Below are 15678 nucleotides of genomic sequence, written 5' to 3'. Positions count from 1 at the left end.
GTCACATCCTCAATTGAAGGCTGTAATCAGTGCACATTCTTCCTGCCCTCGGAAGACACAAAAACAATAACTGTCCTTCTGTCCCCCATCGGGCGCAGAAAAGGAGTGCACGATGCAACCTTCTGTAAAAGCTCTGCTTGCCCTCACCTGCATGACCCTCAGCAGCGTCAGCCTCGGCGCTCAGACCCTGACCATCGCCACCGTCAACAACAGCGACATGATCCGCATGCAAAAGCTCTCGAAAACCTTCGAAGCCGAGCATCCGGACATCAAGCTCAATTGGGTGGTGCTGGAAGAAAACGTCCTGCGCCAACGCCTGACCACCGACATTGCCACTCAGGGCGGGCAGTTCGACGTACTGACCATTGGCATGTACGAAGCCGCACTCTGGGGTGCCAAGGGCTGGCTGGAGCCGATGAAGGATTTGCCGGCCACCTACGCCCTCGACGACGTATTCCCTTCGGTACGTGAAGGTCTTTCGGTCAAGGGCTCGCTCTACGCCCTGCCGTTTTATGCGGAAAGCTCCATCACCTATTACCGCACCGACCTGTTCAAGGACGCCGGGCTGACCATGCCCGAGCACCCGACCTGGACCCAGATCGGCGAATTCGCCAGCAAACTCACCAATAAGGACAAAGAACAGTACGGCATCTGCCTGCGCGGCAAGGCCGGTTGGGGCGAGAACATGGCGCTGATCACCACCGTCGCCAATGCCTATGGGGCGCGCTGGTTTGATGAGCAGTGGAAGCCGGAATTCACCGGCCCTGAGTGGAAAAACGCCCTGAACTTCTACGTCGAGACGATGAAGAAATCCGGCCCGCCGGGAGCCTCCAGCAACGGCTTCAACGAAAACCTGGCGCTGTTCAACAGTGGTAAGTGCGCAATCTGGGTGGATGCCAGCGTCGCCGGTTCCTTCGTCACCGACAAGACCCAAAGCAAGGTCAGCGAGCACGTTGGCTTCACTTATGCGCCGCATGAGACCACCGACAAAGGTTCGGCCTGGTTGTATTCCTGGGCGCTGGCGATCCCGACCAGCTCCAAGGCCAAGGACGCAGCGAAAACCTTCAGTGCCTGGGCCACCTCCAAGGAATACGGCGCACTGGTCGCCGAAAAAGACGGCATCGCCAATGTGCCGCCTGGCACGCGGGCCTCGACGTACAGCGAGGCTTACATGAGCGCCGCGCCGTTTGCCAAGGTGACGCTGGAATCGCTGAAAGCGGCGGACCCGAGCAAACCGACCCTCAAACCGGTGCCCTACATCGGCATCCAGTTGGTGACCATTCCTGAATTCCAGGCGGTGGGCACGCAGGTCGGCAAGTTGTTCTCGGCGGCGCTGATTGGCCAGACCACGGTCGACCAGGCGCTGACGGCGGCCCAGCAAACCACCGAACGTGAGATGAAGCGCGCCGGTTATCCCAAATAGCCTCTAGCCATCCAAATTGTGGCGAGGGAGCTTGCTCCCGCTGGGCTGCGTAGCGGCCCCAAAACCTGGAAACGCGATTCATCAGACAGACCGCATTTTCCGGATTTACGACTGCTTCGCAGCCGAGCGGGAGCAAGCTCCCTCGCCACAGGGTCTCGCCGCATTTCGAGCAAGTGATCGCCATGAATATTTCAACTGCCAAAGCTCACATGGACATCCCCCAACCGGTGCGCAAAAGCCGGCTGGCCAATCCCGGCTGGTTTCTGGTCAGCCCCTCGGTGGCGTTGTTGCTGCTGTGGATGATCGTGCCGCTGGGCATGACCGTTTACTTTTCGATGATCCGCTACAACCTGCTCTATCCTGGCGAAAACGAATTTGTCGGGCTGGAGAATTTCACGTATTTCCTGACTGACTCCGGGTTCATGCCCGGCGCCACCAACACCCTGTTGCTGGTGGGCAGCGTGCTGCTGATCAGCGTGGTGCTGGGCGTGCTGATCAGTGCCTTGCTGGAGGCCAGCGAATTCCTCGGTCGCGGCATCGTCCGGGTGATGCTGATCTCGCCGTTTTTCATCATGCCCACCGTCGGTGCGCTGATCTGGAAGAACCTGATTTTCCATCCGGTGTCGGGGATTCTCGCCTACGTCTGGAAGCTGTTCGGCGCACAGCCGGTGGACTGGCTGGCGCACTACCCGCTGCTGTCGATCATCATCATCGTGTCTTGGCAATGGCTGCCCTTCGCGATCCTGATCCTGATGACCGCCATGCAGTCCCTCGATCAGGAACAGAAAGAAGCCGCGCGCCTCGACGGGGCCGGGCCAATCGCGATTTTCTGGCACCTCACCCTGCCGCACCTGGCTCGCCCGATTGCGGTGGTGGTGATGATCGAAACCATCTTCCTGCTCTCGGTGTTCGCCGAAATCTTCACCACCACCAACGGCGGCCCCGGCTATGCCTCGACCAACCTCGCGTACCTGATCTACAACCAGGCGCTGGTGCAGTTCGACGTCGGCATGGCGTCCGCCGGTGGCTTGATCGCAGTGGTGATCGCCAACATCGCGGCCATCGTGCTGGTGCGCATGATCGGCAAAAACCTGACAGACAAGACTTGAGGCCTGCGCCATGACCCTTCAACAATCCCGTCGCCTGCAAAGCCTGCTGCTGGGCACCCTGGCCTGGGCCATCGCGATCCTGATCTTCTTCCCGATCTTCTGGATGGTATTGACCAGTTTCAAAACCGAAATCGACGCCTTCGCCACGCCGCCGCAGTTCATCTTCACGCCGACGCTGGAGAACTACCTGCACATCAACGAGCGCAGCGACTACTTCAGCTTTGCCTGGAACTCGGTGGTGATTTCGTTCAGCGCTACGGCGCTGTGCCTGCTGATCGCGGTGCCCGCGGCCTACTCCATGGCGTTCTACGAAACCCAGCGCACCAAAGGCACGCTGCTGTGGATGCTTTCGACCAAGATGCTGCCGCCGGTGGGCGTGTTGATGCCGATCTACCTGTTGGCCAAGAGCTTCGGCCTGCTCGATACACGCATCGCGCTGATCGTGATCTACACGCTGATCAACCTGCCGATCGTGGTCTGGATGATTTACACCTACTTCAAAGACATCCCCAAAGACATCCTCGAAGCCGCGCGTCTTGACGGTGCCACGCTGTGGCAGGAAATGGTCCGGGTGCTGCTGCCAATCGCCAAGGGAGGCTTGGCCTCCACCGTGCTGCTGTCGCTGATCCTGTGCTGGAACGAGGCGTTCTGGTCGCTGAACCTGACCTCGTCGAAAGCCGCGCCACTGACCGCGTTGATCGCTTCGTACTCCAGCCCCGAAGGCCTGTTCTGGGCCAAGTTGTCGGCGGTGTCGACGCTGGCCTGCGCGCCGATCCTGATCTTCGGCTGGATCAGCCAGAAACAACTGGTGCGCGGCCTGTCGTTTGGCGCCGTGAAATGAAGATCGCCGCCTCAACGCGAATGACTGACCGAACACGCACCCTGTAGGAGCCGGCTTGCTGGCGATGAGGGCCTAAAGACCGATGCACATTTAATGGCCTCATCGCCAGCAAGTCGGCTCCTGCACAAGCCCACTGGGCTCAACTGAATAACAACACGTGGAGGCCCATCATCATGGCCAACCTGAAAATCAAGAATCTGCAAAAAGGCTTCGAAGGCTTTTCCATCATCAAAGGCATCGACCTGGAAGTGAACGACAAGGAATTCGTGGTCTTCGTCGGCCCGTCGGGCTGCGGCAAATCCACCCTGCTGCGCTTGATCGCCGGCCTGGAAGAAGTCAGCGGCGGCACCATCGAACTCGATGGCCGCGACATTACAGAAGTCAGCCCGGCCAAGCGCGACCTGGCGATGGTGTTCCAGACCTACGCCCTGTACCCGCACATGACCGTGAAAAAGAACATGTCGTTCGCCCTTGATCTGGCCGGTGTACCAAAGGCTGAAGTCGAGAAGAAAGTCGGCGAAGCGGCGCGCATCCTCGAACTCGGGCCGATGCTTGAGCGCAAACCGAAACAACTGTCTGGCGGTCAGCGTCAACGTGTGGCCATCGGCCGGGCGATTGTGCGCAACCCGAAAATCTTCCTGTTCGACGAACCGCTGTCCAACCTCGACGCCGCGCTTCGCGTGCAGATGCGCCTGGAACTGTTGCGCCTGCACAAAGACCTGCAAGCGACGATGATTTACGTGACCCACGACCAGGTCGAAGCGATGACCATGGCCGACAAAGTCGTCGTCCTCAACGGCGGCAAAATCGAGCAGGTCGGCTCGCCGCTGGACTTGTATCACCAGCCGGCCAACCTGTTTGTCGCCGGGTTCCTCGGAACACCGAAAATGGGTTTCCTCAAAGGCAAAGTCACCCGCGTCGAGAGCCAAAGCTGTGAAGTCATGCTGGACGCCGGCCCCCGCATCACCCTGCCGCTGAGTGGCGCTAATTTGAACATCGGCGGCGCGGTGACCCTGGGCATTCGTCCGGAACACCTCAACCTCGCGCAAACCGGCGACTGCACCTTGCAGGTCACCGCTGACGTCAGCGAACGCCTGGGTAGCGACACCTTCTGCCACGTCGTGGCCGCTTCCGGCGAAGCGTTGACCATGCGCGTTCGTGGCGACCTTGCCAGCCGTTACGGCGAAGCCTTGAACCTGCATCTGGACGCGGAACACTGCCATTTATTCGATGCCGACGGCGTGGCGCTGACCCGCCCGCTGCGTGCAGCGGCCTGATTTAGAGAGCCTGTGATGAAACTCAACCAACAGAACCTCAACCGCCTCGCCCCCGAAGTGGCCCTGCCCGCCTACACCCTGAGCGATACGCGCCAGGGCATCGCCCACATCGGCGTCGGTGGTTTTCACCGTGCCCATCAGGCGTATTACACCGACGCGCTGATGAATACCGGCGAAGGCCTGGACTGGGCAATTTGCGGGGTCGGCCTGCGCGCCGAAGACCGCCGCGCCCGGGACGATCTGAAAGAGCAGGATTACCTCTTCACCCTGTTCGAACTGGGCGACACCGACGACACCGAAGTCCGGGTCATCGGTGCGATTCGCGACATGCTGTTGGCCGAAGACGGCGCTGCAGCGTTGATCGACAAACTCGCCAGTCCAGAGATCCGCATCGTCTCGCTGACCATCACCGAGGGCGGTTATTGCATCGACGACAGCAACGGCGAGTTCATGGCGCACCTGCCGCAAATCCAGCACGACCTGGCCAACCCGAACGCGCCGAAAACCGTGTTCGGCTTCCTCTGCGCCGCGCTGGCCAAACGTCGCGCCGCCGGCACGCCGGCCTTCACCTTGATGTCCTGCGATAACCTGCCGCACAACGGCGCCATCACCCGTAAAGCCTTGTTGGCCTTCGCCGCGTTGCGCGATGCCGATCTGCGTGACTGGATCGCCACCCACGTCAGCTTCCCCAACGCGATGGTCGACCGCATCACGCCAATGACCAGCACTGAACACAAGCTGCAACTTCACGACAAACATGCCGTCGATGATGCCTGGCCGGTGGTCTGCGAACCGTTTGTGCAGTGGGTGCTGGAAGACAAGTTCGTCAACGGCCGTCCGGCCTGGGAAAAGGTCGGCGTGCAATTCACCGACGACGTCACGCCGTATGAAGAGATGAAGATCAAACTGCTCAACGGCAGTCATCTGGCCCTGACGTATCTGGGGTTCCTGAAGGGTTATCGCTTCGTGCACGAGACCATGAATGACCCGCTTTTTGTGCGCTATGTGCGTGCCTACATGGATCTGGATGTCACGCCGCAATTGTCGCCCGTGCCGGGGATTGATCTGACGGATTACAAGAACACGCTGGTGGCGCGTTTCTCCAATCAGGCGATTGCCGATCAACTGGAGCGAGTGTGTTCGGACGGCTCGTCGAAGTTTCCCAAGTTCACCATTCCGACCATCAATCGTCTGATTGCCGATGGCCAGGAGACCAGGCGTGCCGCGTTGGTGGTGGCAGCCTGGGCGCTGTATTTGAAAGGCGTGGATGAGAATGGGGATACTTATTCGATACCCGATCCTCGTGCGACGTTCTGCCAGGCGTTGGTGGCGGATGATTTGTTGATTACCCAGCGGTTGCTGGAGGTTGAGGAGATCTTTGGTACGGCGATTCCGAATTCACCGGAGTTTGTGGCGGCGTTTGAATGGTGCTGCAACAGCTTGCGGGAAGTGGGTGTGACGCGGACGTTGGAGCGGGTTCTGGCGTAAGTGCGGCGGTGAAACTGAGGCCGTCATCGCGGGCAAGCCCGCTCCCACAGTGTTCCGTGGCGAAACACAGATTTATGAACCACGTTAATCCCTGTGGGAGCGGGCTTGCCCGCGATGACGGACTGACAGACAACCTATTTGTTGAATCTGACGATCCAAGGACCTTCGATGGCAAAGCAACAACTCTTCCTCGGCATCGACTGCGGCACCCAGGGCACCAAAGCCGTGATCCTCGACGCCCACAGCGGGCAGGTCCTGGGTCAGGGCGCCGCCGTGCACAGCTTGATCAGCGGTGCCAACGGTCGGCGCGAGCAAGACACCTGTCAGTGGCTGGAAGCGTTCGCCCTGGCGACCCGCCGCGCGTTACTCGCGGCGCACGTCGACGGCCAGGACATCCTCGGCATCGGCGTCTCCGGTCAGCAGCACGGCCTGGTGCTGCTCGACGACCAGGGCCAAGTGCTGCGTCCGGCCAAGCTTTGGTGCGACACCGAATCCACCCCGGAAAACGATCGTCTGCTAGACCACCTCGGCGGCGAAAAAGGCTCACTGGAGCGCCTCGGCGTGGTCATCGCGCCGGGCTACACCGTTTCCAAACTGCTGTGGACCAAAGAACAGCACCCGGACATTTTCGCCCGGATCGCCCGCATCCTCCTGCCCCACGACTACCTGAACCACTGGCTCACCGGCCGCAGTTGCAGCGAGTACGGCGATGCCTCAGGCACGGGGTACTTCAACGTGCGGACCCGCCAGTGGGATTTGCAGTTGCTGCGCGACATCGACCCGACCGGACGCCTGCAAGCCGCGTTGCCGGAGTTGATCGACGCGCATCAAGCGGTTGGCACGATCCTGCCGAGCATCGCTGAACATCTCGGCATCAACCCGCAAGCGCTGGTGTCCAGCGGGGGCGGCGACAACATGATGGGCGCGATCGGCACCGGCAACATCAAGCCTGGCGCAATCACTATGAGCCTCGGGTCTTCGGGGACGGTTTACGCTTATGCTGACCAGCCGAAAGTCAGCCCGGATGCGTCTGTCGCGACGTTCTGCTCGTCCAGCGGGGGCTGGCTGCCGCTGATCTGCACCATGAACCTGACCAACGCCACCGGGGTCATTCGTGAGCTGTTCGACCTCGATATCGAGCAGTTCAACGCCTTGGTGGCGCAAGCGCCGATTGGTGCCGAAGGCGTGTGCATGCTGCCGTTCCTTAATGGCGAGCGCGTCCCCGCCCTGCCCCATGCCACCGGCAGCCTGCTCGGCCTGAACATGACCAACCTGACCCAGGCCAATCTGTGCCGCGCCGTGGTAGAAGGCACGACCTTCGGTTTGCGTTATGGACTGGACCTGCTGCGCCAGAATGGCTTACAAAGCCGCAGCATTTGCCTGATCGGCGGCGGCTCTAAAAGCCCGGTGTGGCGGCAGATCGTCGCCGACATCATGAACACCCCGGTGATCTGTACCGAGCAGAGCGAAGCGGCAGCCCTCGGCGCGGCGATTCAAGCGGCGTGGTGCAAGTCTTGGGCAAACGGCCACGAGGACAGCCTGGCGGACCTTTGCGAGCGCTGCGTGACGCTCGATCCGGCCAGTGAAACCTTACCGATTGCGGAAAATGTGGCGGCCTGTCAGCAGGCCTATGAACGCTATCAACAACATGTCGCAACCCTTTAAAGAGCGAACAACTATGTATCTGGTGTGTGGCGAAGCGCTGTTCGATTTCTTCAGTGAAGAAGACGCCAGTGGCCTGGCTTCAAAAGTGAATTTCAAGGCGATTGCCGGCGGTTCGCCGTTCAATGTGGCGGTTGGACTTCGTCGGTTGGGCGTGGAGGCGGCGCTGTTTGCCGGGTTGTCCACCGACTACCTTGGGCGACGCTTGCAGCAAGTGCTGCAGGATGAAGGTGTACGCCCGGATTTCCTCGTGGATTTCGCCGCACCGACCACGCTGGCGATGGTCGCCGTCGGTGCCAATGGCTCGCCTCACTACAGCTTTCGCGGTGAAGGTTGCGCAGATCGGCAGCTCAAACCTGAGCATTTGCCTGAGCTGGGGCCGGAAGTGCGCGGTTTACACATCGGCTCGTATTCTTTGGTGGTGCAGCCGATTGCCGACACCTTACTGGCGTTGGTGCAGCGTGAAAGCGGCAAACGCCTGATCAGCCTTGATCCTAATGTACGACTCAATCCTGAGCCGAACATCGACCTGTGGCGCTCGCGGATTGCGACGCTGGTTGAGTTGGCCGACTTGATCAAAGTCAGCGATGAAGACTTGAGCCTGTTGTACCCCGAGCAAGATCCGCAGCGAGTGATTGAGGGTTGGCTGCAACATCGCTGTCAGTTGGTGTTCCTGACCCGCGGTGGCGAGGGTGCAACGGTGTTCAGCCGTGCGCACGGTTCGTGGTCGGTGCCGGCGAGCGCAGTGAAAATCGCCGATACCGTGGGCGCGGGTGATACGTTTCAGGCGGCATTGATTACCTGGTTGACCGAGCAGCAACTGGATTCGGTTGAGGGCGTGCAATCGCTTGAGCGCGGGCAAATCGACGGGATGTTCAAGTTTGCGGTGAAGGCGGCAGCGTTGACGTGCAGCAAGACGGGGCCGGATTTGCCGTATCGGCAGCAATTGGATCTTCGCTGATTGACAGGCCCCTATCGCGGGCAAGCCCGCTCCCACAATGATCATTGCCGAACACAAAATCTGTGTTCGCTGGAGATCACTGTGGGAGCGGGCTTGCCCGCGATGGCGGTGTAACACACACCGCCAACTTTCGGTCCCAACAAGGGCTACAGATGACTTTAGTCTGAAAATGACTATCAGTTTCTGGCCGCCCCGCCCCTGTGATGCAAGGATGTGCTGGAGAGGATGGAGCAACAACCCCCCGCATCCATTGGCCAAAACCCCGTATCTAAGGGTTTTCCCGATAGCCCAAGGCCTCCACACCTACGCCATTTGCGCCTTGAACGAGTCGGTTTAATGCTGCACCATCCGCACCAGCTTATTCAAAGGACGGAATTAAAGGCATGCTGGACGCGAACGCAACCCATATTTCCCTGACGCTGGAAGGCGTTTCCGTTGACCTGCAAGTGCTCAGCTTCGTCGGTCGCGAAACCCTCAACCAACCGTTCTGTTTCGACATCGAACTGGTCAGCGCCCGTCCCGACCTGAAACTCGAAGAGTTGCTGCACAAGCCTGGCTGCCTGACCTTCGGCGCTACCGGCGAAGGCATCATCCACGGTCTGGTTTATCGCATCGAGCAAGGCGACTCCGGCAAAAGCCTGACGCGCTACAGCATCAGCCTGGTTCCGCAACTTGCTTACCTGCGTCACAACCATGACCAGCAGATTTTCCAGCATTTAAGTGTGCCGAAGATCATTGCCCAGGTCCTAGAAGCACGCGGCATCCTGGCCGACGCCTACAGTTTCCAGCTCGGCGCGATCTACCCCGAGCGCGATTACTGCGTGCAGTACGACGAATCCGACCTGCATTTCATCCAGCGTCTGTGTGAAGAGGAAGGCATTCACTTCCACTTCCAACACAGTGCCAGCGGCCACAAACTCGTCTTCGGCGATGACCAGACGGTGTTCCGCAAACTCGCACCCGTGGCCTACCAGCAAGACTCCGGCATGGCCGCCACAAAACCGGTGATCAAACGTTTCAACCTGCGCCTGGAAACCCGGACTTCCCGCGTCAGCCGCCGCGATTACGACTTCGAGAAACCAAGCATCCTGCCCGAAGGCACCGCCAAGAGCACCTTCGCCCCGGACCTCGAAGACTACGACTACCCCGGCCGCTTCGTGACCCGCGAACGCGGCAAACAACTGGCAACCCGTGCGCTGGAACGCCATCGCAGCGATTACCAACTCGCCGAAGGCAAAGGCGACGAGCCCACCCTGGTGAGCGGCCACTTCATGGCCCTGAGCGAACACCCGCGCGCCGAGTGGAACGACCTCTGGCTGTTGCTCGAAGTCGTGCACGAAGGCAAGCAGCCGCAAGTGCTCGGCAAAAACGTCACCAGCGACGTCACCCACAATAAAGACGATTTCCATCAGGGCTACCGCAACACCTTCCTTGCCACCCCGTGGGACGCGCACTTCCGCCCTGCCCTCGAACACCCGAAACCGAAAGTCCTGGGCAGCCAGACCGCCATCGTCACCGGCCCGCCCGGCGAAGAAATCCACTGCGACGAATACGGCCGCGTCAAAGTGCAATTCCACTGGGACCGCGACGGCCAGGCCAACGACAACACCAGTTGCTGGCTGCGCGTCGCCACCGGCTGGGCCGGAAGTGCCTACGGCGGCATCGCCATCCCGCGCGTCGGCATGGAAGTCCTCGTCACCTTCCTCGAAGGCGACCCCGACCAACCGCTGATCACCGGCTGCCTGTTCCACAAGGAAAACGTCGTCCCCTACGACCTGCCGGCGAACAAGACCCGCAGCACCTTCAAAACCCTCAGTTCCCCGGGCGGCAAGGGTTACAACGAGTTCCGCATCGAAGACAAGAAAGGCGCGGAACAGATCTACCTGCATGCCCAGCGCGACTGGGATGAAAACATCGAGCACGACCAGAAAATCCGCATCGGCAATGAACGCCATGACACGGTTGAGGCCAATGTGTTCAGCGAGTTCAAGGTTGAAGAACACCGGATTACCCATCTGGACCGCAAGACTGAAGCGCGGGCGGATGATCACCTGACCGTGGCTACAACTCAGCATGTGAAAGTGGGGACGGCGCAGTTTGTCGAGGCGGGTCAGGAGATTCATTACCACGCTGGGCAGAAGGTGGTGGTTGAAGGTGGGATGGAACTGACGGCCAAGGCTGGCGGGAGTTTCGTCAAGGTTGATGCGGGGGGTGTGACGATCAGTGGGGCTGAGGTGAAGACCAATTCGGGTGGATCGCCGGGTTCGGGGAGCGGGATTAAGATTCTTCCGCCGATTATTCCGGGTGCAGCAGCGGCTGCCGCAGCAGGGAAACTGCTGAGTGCTCCGCCGATTGGCAAGTTTAATGCGGTGGCTGATTTGGAGCCTAAGGCAGCACGTCCAGCTGAGGAGGAAGAGCTGGAGGAAGAGGAAGAAGAGGTTGAGCTGGAAGATATTACGTTGCGGATTGGGGTGTTCTTTGATGGTACGGGGAATAACCGCAGTAACAGTGAACGGGTGTTTGGCTGCTTTGCGCCGGATGTGAATCTGGAGGAGTCGGCTGAGGATATTCGTCAGTTCTGCGCGGCTTACGGGTATGACGGCAAGGGCAGTTCGCCGGATAACAGTTACGGGAACGACGTCAGTAACGTGGCCAGGCTATTTGAGCTCTACGATAACCAAGTGGATGACTCGCTGCCTATCGATGCTAAACAGGCGAATTTGTCGATTTATGTGGATGGGATCGGTACCAGCAGTACCGCAGAAGACTCCACTTTTTCTCAAGGCACTGGCTTAGGCGCACAAGGCGTCAGGGCGCGAGTTGAAGAAACTCCGGCGTTGCTGCTTGGGGTGATACGCCCCTTTCAAGAGAACAATCCCGATAAGCGCGTGGCGAAAATCGAGTTCGATATCTTCGGGTTCAGTCGTGGCTCCGCAGCGGCAAGGGACTTCGCCAACGAAGTGTTAAAGGGTGAGAAAAGTATCTTGGCCCAAGCAATTCCCACCGGTACTGCCGGGTTAGCGGATAGCTTTACTTGGAAGCCGCATACCGATGTCTCTATAAATTTCATTGGCGTTTACGACACCGTTGCCGCCATTGCCAATCCGCTGGTTGGCGACTTGAATGGTAATAATGCCTATAACCCCGGGATCAACATCTTTGTGGCGCCGGACGCGGCTAAAAAGGTCGTCCAATTGGTTGCTCGAAATGAACGGCGTTACAATTTTTCCCTGAACAGTCTTGGGGCGGCCGATATTAGCTTGCCGGGTGTGCACTCGGACCTCGGTGGCGGCTATCTACCCAAGGCGATGGAACGGATTCTGCTCAGCAAACCGCGTAAAAGTCCGGTCGACGAAAGGACATCTTTTGTTGAAGCTAACAGTTACAAGATTGCCCAAGAAGACTTGAGACGGCTTCAAGATCAGTTGTCCCAATATAACCTTCCATTGGAAATCCGTACGTGGGAGGTACCGTTTCGTACAACGGGCAAAGAAAATCGCAAAGATATGAAATACGTTTATGCCGCCGTCAGCAGCCAGCGTGAAGTTCGTAGCGACCTATCCTTAATTTACTATCGAATAATGCGCGAATTGGCAGTGGAGAATGGAGTGCCTTTTCGACAAATTCCAATGGACGATCCAAGGCTTGCGCTACCCGCCGAGCTCGTCCCCATTTCCGAAAAACTGATGGCATATGCTCAGGGAAAAAGTAAAACAACAGGATTGACTTCGCAGGAGGAAGAACTGTTGTTCCGCCGTTACGTTCATCTGTCAGATAACTGGAATGCCGCTAAAAATCGAAACAATAGCGACCTGAACATAGTTTTCATCAATCGACCAGACATAAACTCTGTGCGCACGGTGCACCCTAATGAGTAATTTTATACGTATGGTTGTTGCCGCTGTTCTGCTCAGCGGATGCGCGCCCGCCGAAAGCCAATCATTGCCTTACAAATCATGGCGCTTGGGCTTTTCAGCGCCGAATTACATGGAAGTGTGGATTGAATCGGCTGATGTAGTCGATATCAAAGAGCAGGTTTATCCGCGAGCGATGAGTGGTACTGCTGCCATACAGACGCCTCCTAACAACACTGGCGACCCTAGAGGGTGGCCCGAAAAGCCAGGAATCGGCAAAGGTAAGAATGTAACTGGGGCGGACTTGCCAAAAAAGATTTACGTACGCTGGCAGTCTCTTGTCGAACCGCAAACTTACCAAATGGTGATCGAGGTCCCCGAGACGACAAGGACGATAATGCGCAAGGAAGAAAAAGCTTTTTGCGCATTTGATGGTAAGTGGATTACAGACTACCGCAACGCGTTGGTTATCAATTTGGCGCCCGGCGGGATAGCCAAAATGTGGGTGATGGGGTCGTGCCTGCCAGCGATAGAAGTGACCAAGGTAAAAGCCGTTATTGATCCACGCGGCCCATATGAAGGAAAGTCTGGCGGTAAGTACGACAAGCTGTCCGACCAATCCAAAGCCTACGTAGAAAAATTTGGTGTGCCCTATGATTCTTGGAAGTGACAGAGCCAAAGCAGCCTGATGAGTAATTTCTTGCGAACTACGATTTGCGCATTTTTGCTCAGTGGTTGCACATACGCCAACAGCGAGCCAATGCCTTACAAATCCTGGTACTTGGGGTTCTCGGCCCCCGCTTACATGGAGGTTTGGATCGAAACCGCCGATGTTGTCGATATTCAGAACCATGTATACCCACGTGCAATGAGTGGACTTGCCTCCATGTTAAAGCCGCCAAACAATTCTGGCGATCCGCGAGGTTGGCCGAAAAGAGCTAGCATCGGCAGCGGTAAGCATGTGACAGGGGCCGACTTGCCCAAGCAGATTTATGTCCGCTGGCAGTCGCAGGTCGAACCGCAAACCTACCTGATGGTGGTTAAAATCCCTGAGGCTACTCGGGAGATTATGCTTAAGGGTGAAAAGGTTTTCTGCGCTGCCGATGGGAAATGGATCACTGGCTATCGTCAGTCAATCGGTATAAGGCTGGTCCCCGGAGGTATTGCCAAAGTCTGGGTTGGCGGTCCATGCATGACGCCGATCGAGGTGACCGCGGTAAAAGCCGTGATTGATCCGCGTGGCCCATACGAAGGTAAGTCTGGAGGTCACTACCGCCCCCTTTCCGCCGTTTCCAAAGCGTACGTCGAAAAGTTTGGTGTGCCGTATGGCTCTTGGTAATTCATGACGCAATACAAAAATCCAGCGCCTAGCAGCGCTGGATTTTTTTAAAGATCAGTCGTCAGACCGGCGCCTTCCACCCCATCATCCGCTGCTGTGCAACCGCTAACAGGTCAAACCCGTCCTGAGTCAGCAAGTAAAGCGCGTGAGTAAAGTGCGGAATATCTTGAACATCGCTGTGTTTGAAACATAGACAATGAAGCGTTTCAAGTAGCTGACTTGAGGCCCGTACGCGCTGTAACCCGGCCTCGAGAATGTCTTGAGGGTTGCCTTCGGTGTCGATCAGCAAAGGACTTGAATCGGTAACGCCGCTGTTGAGTGAGCGATAACGATCTGGAAACGGTTTGAACGTTGGCATAGTAATTACTCGATGGTTAATAAGTAACGCCAGCACCGTGACCAAACGATGGGAGGCGGCTGTGTACAGGCTTGGTCAACCGATACCATCAAATCGGTTCGCCCGAAGGCGTCCAGCACACAGCCGCCATTGCAAGACACTACGAGGACTTGGATGTCCGCAGCGCGAATGATGGCACACATATGTGTGATGGCATCAGGTGACCAAACCCGATCGCTGATTTTGCAGCGAGCCCAAACAGTAATCGCTCCCCCCAACAGGCGAAAGTCGATAAGGCGCCGGATCCTGTAGGACCAGGCCGAAGCCTCCGTAACCGCTTTCCTAAAGAAACTTCCGTAAAAGTGTATTACGGCGAGGATCCGAGGCCGTTCAATCGTGAAAGCGTAACGGTCGTGCAGAACTCGGACGAGAAAGTTAACGAAGATTTACGCAAGCTCGGCCTGGACCCGGATCAGGTTGATTTACAAGCATTAGTGGAGAAAGCCGCAGGGAGGCTGACATGAGCGAGGCAGTAGCTGAGAGCGCAAACGAGGGTGGCGAAGACCGTAGCGCCGCCTATCAAGAGGCAGCGGTTGAACTGGCAAAAGGTATCGCGCTCGGCGCAGTGCCGTTTCTGGGCCAGGCCATCGACGCCTACGACACTATCGAATCCTCTATCGTCCTCTACAACGCAGAGTCAACGGACGGTAAGGAAGACGCGCAATTCGATCTGTTGATGGCCGTGATCGGCTGGGTTCCAGGACCGGGCGACGGCCTGAAAAAGAGCTTGCGAATCGTCAACAAAGACCCGCAGCGCTACGCCCCGGTCCTGTTCGACCTGCTTCGCTTCGTCCTCCAGGAATGCGGGGTTAAAACCAGCCCTGAAGAGCTGCTCAAACAGATTTTCGACGCTGGAAAGCTGCGTGCCGAACTCGACGAAATCATCACCGGCGTGAAAGGCTCCTCTACATTCCAGAGCCTGCCCAACTGGGCCAAAACATCGGTCGTCACCGTCCTCGCAGCCTCCCGTGACAACATGCCGGCCATGGTCGGCATCGTTGAGAAGCGGCTGCTTAAATGGAAAGGCATGCAGCGCAACAGTTCTGCGGCCTCCTCCGGCTCAAGCCACCCGAAAAGAGCTGAAAAGCCTGCCAACAAAGACTCGGCCGTTGCGGCAAAGGGAACCGATGGCGCGAGCGGCACCCATTCCAACCAGGTCGAAGCCTCCAAGGTAGGCCTTCAGGCCCCGTCCAGCATTTTGAATGAAGGATTGGGGGTGAGTGGGGAGCACATTGCCGACTACATCTGCGCAGTGGAGTTTGGCTGGGGCAAGGATTGGGATGGGCATGACAAGGGCGCGGATGGGAAGTGGCTTGAGGGTGTGCCT

Annotated in this window: 11 protein-coding genes and 1 pseudogene; 11 read left to right on the top strand and 1 reads right to left on the bottom strand. The window is 58.1% G+C overall.

The genetic code is table 11. The features are described 5' to 3' along the window. Positions 1 to 112 precede the first annotated feature (112 nt). From K0F88_RS03820 to K0F88_RS03775, 10 genes are all read left to right on the top strand, one after another. Positions 113 to 1423 carry a sugar ABC transporter substrate-binding protein gene (locus tag K0F88_RS03820; protein ID WP_219094076.1) on the top strand — a complete coding sequence of 437 codons (1311 nt, stop codon included), beginning with the start codon at positions 113 to 115 and terminating at the stop codon, positions 1421 to 1423. Positions 1424 to 1605: 182 nt separating this feature from the next. Next, positions 1606 to 2532 (top strand): carbohydrate ABC transporter permease, encoded by a 927-nt coding sequence (locus K0F88_RS03815; RefSeq protein WP_109631004.1) that lies wholly within the window; start codon positions 1606 to 1608, stop codon positions 2530 to 2532. A 10-nt stretch (positions 2533 to 2542) separates the two neighbouring features. Further along, a complete protein-coding gene (locus K0F88_RS03810) occupies positions 2543 to 3373 on the top strand; it encodes a carbohydrate ABC transporter permease (protein WP_007936731.1) in 831 nt (276 codons plus the stop codon). 173 nt (positions 3374 to 3546) lie between these two features. Then, positions 3547 to 4650 carry an ABC transporter ATP-binding protein gene (locus K0F88_RS03805; protein ID WP_219094075.1) on the top strand — a complete coding sequence of 368 codons (1104 nt, stop codon included), beginning with the start codon at positions 3547 to 3549 and terminating at the stop codon, positions 4648 to 4650. Positions 4651 to 4665: 15 nt separating this feature from the next. Beyond that, positions 4666 to 6138 carry a mannitol dehydrogenase family protein gene (locus K0F88_RS03800; protein ID WP_219094073.1) on the top strand — a complete coding sequence of 491 codons (1473 nt, stop codon included), beginning with the start codon at positions 4666 to 4668 and terminating at the stop codon, positions 6136 to 6138. Positions 6139 to 6306: 168 nt separating this feature from the next. Next, positions 6307 to 7803, top strand: a complete 1497-nt coding sequence (xylB, locus tag K0F88_RS03795; protein WP_219094071.1) for a xylulokinase — start codon at positions 6307 to 6309, stop codon at positions 7801 to 7803. A gap of 13 nt (positions 7804 to 7816) precedes the next feature. Beyond that, positions 7817 to 8761, top strand: a complete 945-nt coding sequence (locus K0F88_RS03790) for a carbohydrate kinase (protein WP_219094069.1) — start codon at positions 7817 to 7819, stop codon at positions 8759 to 8761. A gap of 383 nt (positions 8762 to 9144) precedes the next feature. Next, positions 9145 to 12639, top strand: a complete 3495-nt coding sequence (gene tssI, locus K0F88_RS03785; RefSeq protein WP_219094067.1) for a type VI secretion system tip protein TssI/VgrG — start codon at positions 9145 to 9147, stop codon at positions 12637 to 12639. Beyond that, positions 12632 to 13285, top strand: a complete 654-nt coding sequence (locus K0F88_RS03780; RefSeq protein ID WP_219094065.1) for a DUF2931 family protein — start codon at positions 12632 to 12634, stop codon at positions 13283 to 13285. Before tssI ends, K0F88_RS03780 begins: the two co-directional genes overlap by 8 nt. A gap of 18 nt (positions 13286 to 13303) precedes the next feature. After that, a complete protein-coding gene (locus K0F88_RS03775; protein WP_219094063.1) occupies positions 13304 to 13954 on the top strand; it encodes a DUF2931 family protein in 651 nt (216 codons plus the stop codon). Between the two features lie 61 nt (positions 13955 to 14015). On the opposite strand, the gene K0F88_RS03770 is transcribed toward K0F88_RS03775, so the two are convergent. Then, a complete protein-coding gene (locus K0F88_RS03770) occupies positions 14016 to 14312 on the bottom strand; it encodes a hypothetical protein (protein ID WP_219094061.1) in 297 nt (98 codons plus the stop codon). 499 nt (positions 14313 to 14811) lie between these two features. On the opposite strand from K0F88_RS03770, the pseudogene K0F88_RS32225 reads away from it, so the two are divergent. Beyond that, positions 14812 to 15678: pseudogene (locus tag K0F88_RS32225) on the top strand (hypothetical protein); the annotation flags it as partial.

Source organism: Pseudomonas sp. UMAB-40 (assembly GCF_900095275.1).
Classification (GTDB): Bacteria; Pseudomonadota; Gammaproteobacteria; order Pseudomonadales; family Pseudomonadaceae; genus Aquipseudomonas; species Aquipseudomonas mandelii_B.
The sequence above is the reverse complement of the archived record's forward strand: the minus strand, read 5'-3'. Positions and strand labels throughout refer to the sequence as shown.

Bases quoted from the DNA above. Each gene is read 5' to 3' on its own strand.
- K0F88_RS03775 (WP_219094063.1), top strand. From the start codon at position 13,304: ATGAGTAATTTCTTGCGAACTACGATTTGCGCATTTTTGCTCAGTGGT.
- K0F88_RS03800 (WP_219094073.1), top strand. From the start codon at position 4,666: ATGAAACTCAACCAACAGAACCTCAACCGCCTCGCCCCCGAAGTGGCC.
- tssI (WP_219094067.1), top strand. From the start codon at position 9,145: ATGCTGGACGCGAACGCAACCCATATTTCCCTGACGCTGGAAGGCGTT.
- K0F88_RS03805 (WP_219094075.1), top strand. From the start codon at position 3,547: ATGGCCAACCTGAAAATCAAGAATCTGCAAAAAGGCTTCGAAGGCTTT.
- K0F88_RS03820 (WP_219094076.1), top strand. From the start codon at position 113: ATGCAACCTTCTGTAAAAGCTCTGCTTGCCCTCACCTGCATGACCCTC.
- K0F88_RS03790 (WP_219094069.1), top strand. From the start codon at position 7,817: ATGTATCTGGTGTGTGGCGAAGCGCTGTTCGATTTCTTCAGTGAAGAA.
- K0F88_RS03810 (WP_007936731.1), top strand. From the start codon at position 2,543: ATGACCCTTCAACAATCCCGTCGCCTGCAAAGCCTGCTGCTGGGCACC.
- xylB (WP_219094071.1), top strand. From the start codon at position 6,307: ATGGCAAAGCAACAACTCTTCCTCGGCATCGACTGCGGCACCCAGGGC.
- K0F88_RS03815 (WP_109631004.1), top strand. From the start codon at position 1,606: ATGAATATTTCAACTGCCAAAGCTCACATGGACATCCCCCAACCGGTG.
- K0F88_RS03770 (WP_219094061.1), bottom strand. From the start codon at position 14,312: ATGCCAACGTTCAAACCGTTTCCAGATCGTTATCGCTCACTCAACAGC.
- K0F88_RS03780 (WP_219094065.1), top strand. From the start codon at position 12,632: ATGAGTAATTTTATACGTATGGTTGTTGCCGCTGTTCTGCTCAGCGGA.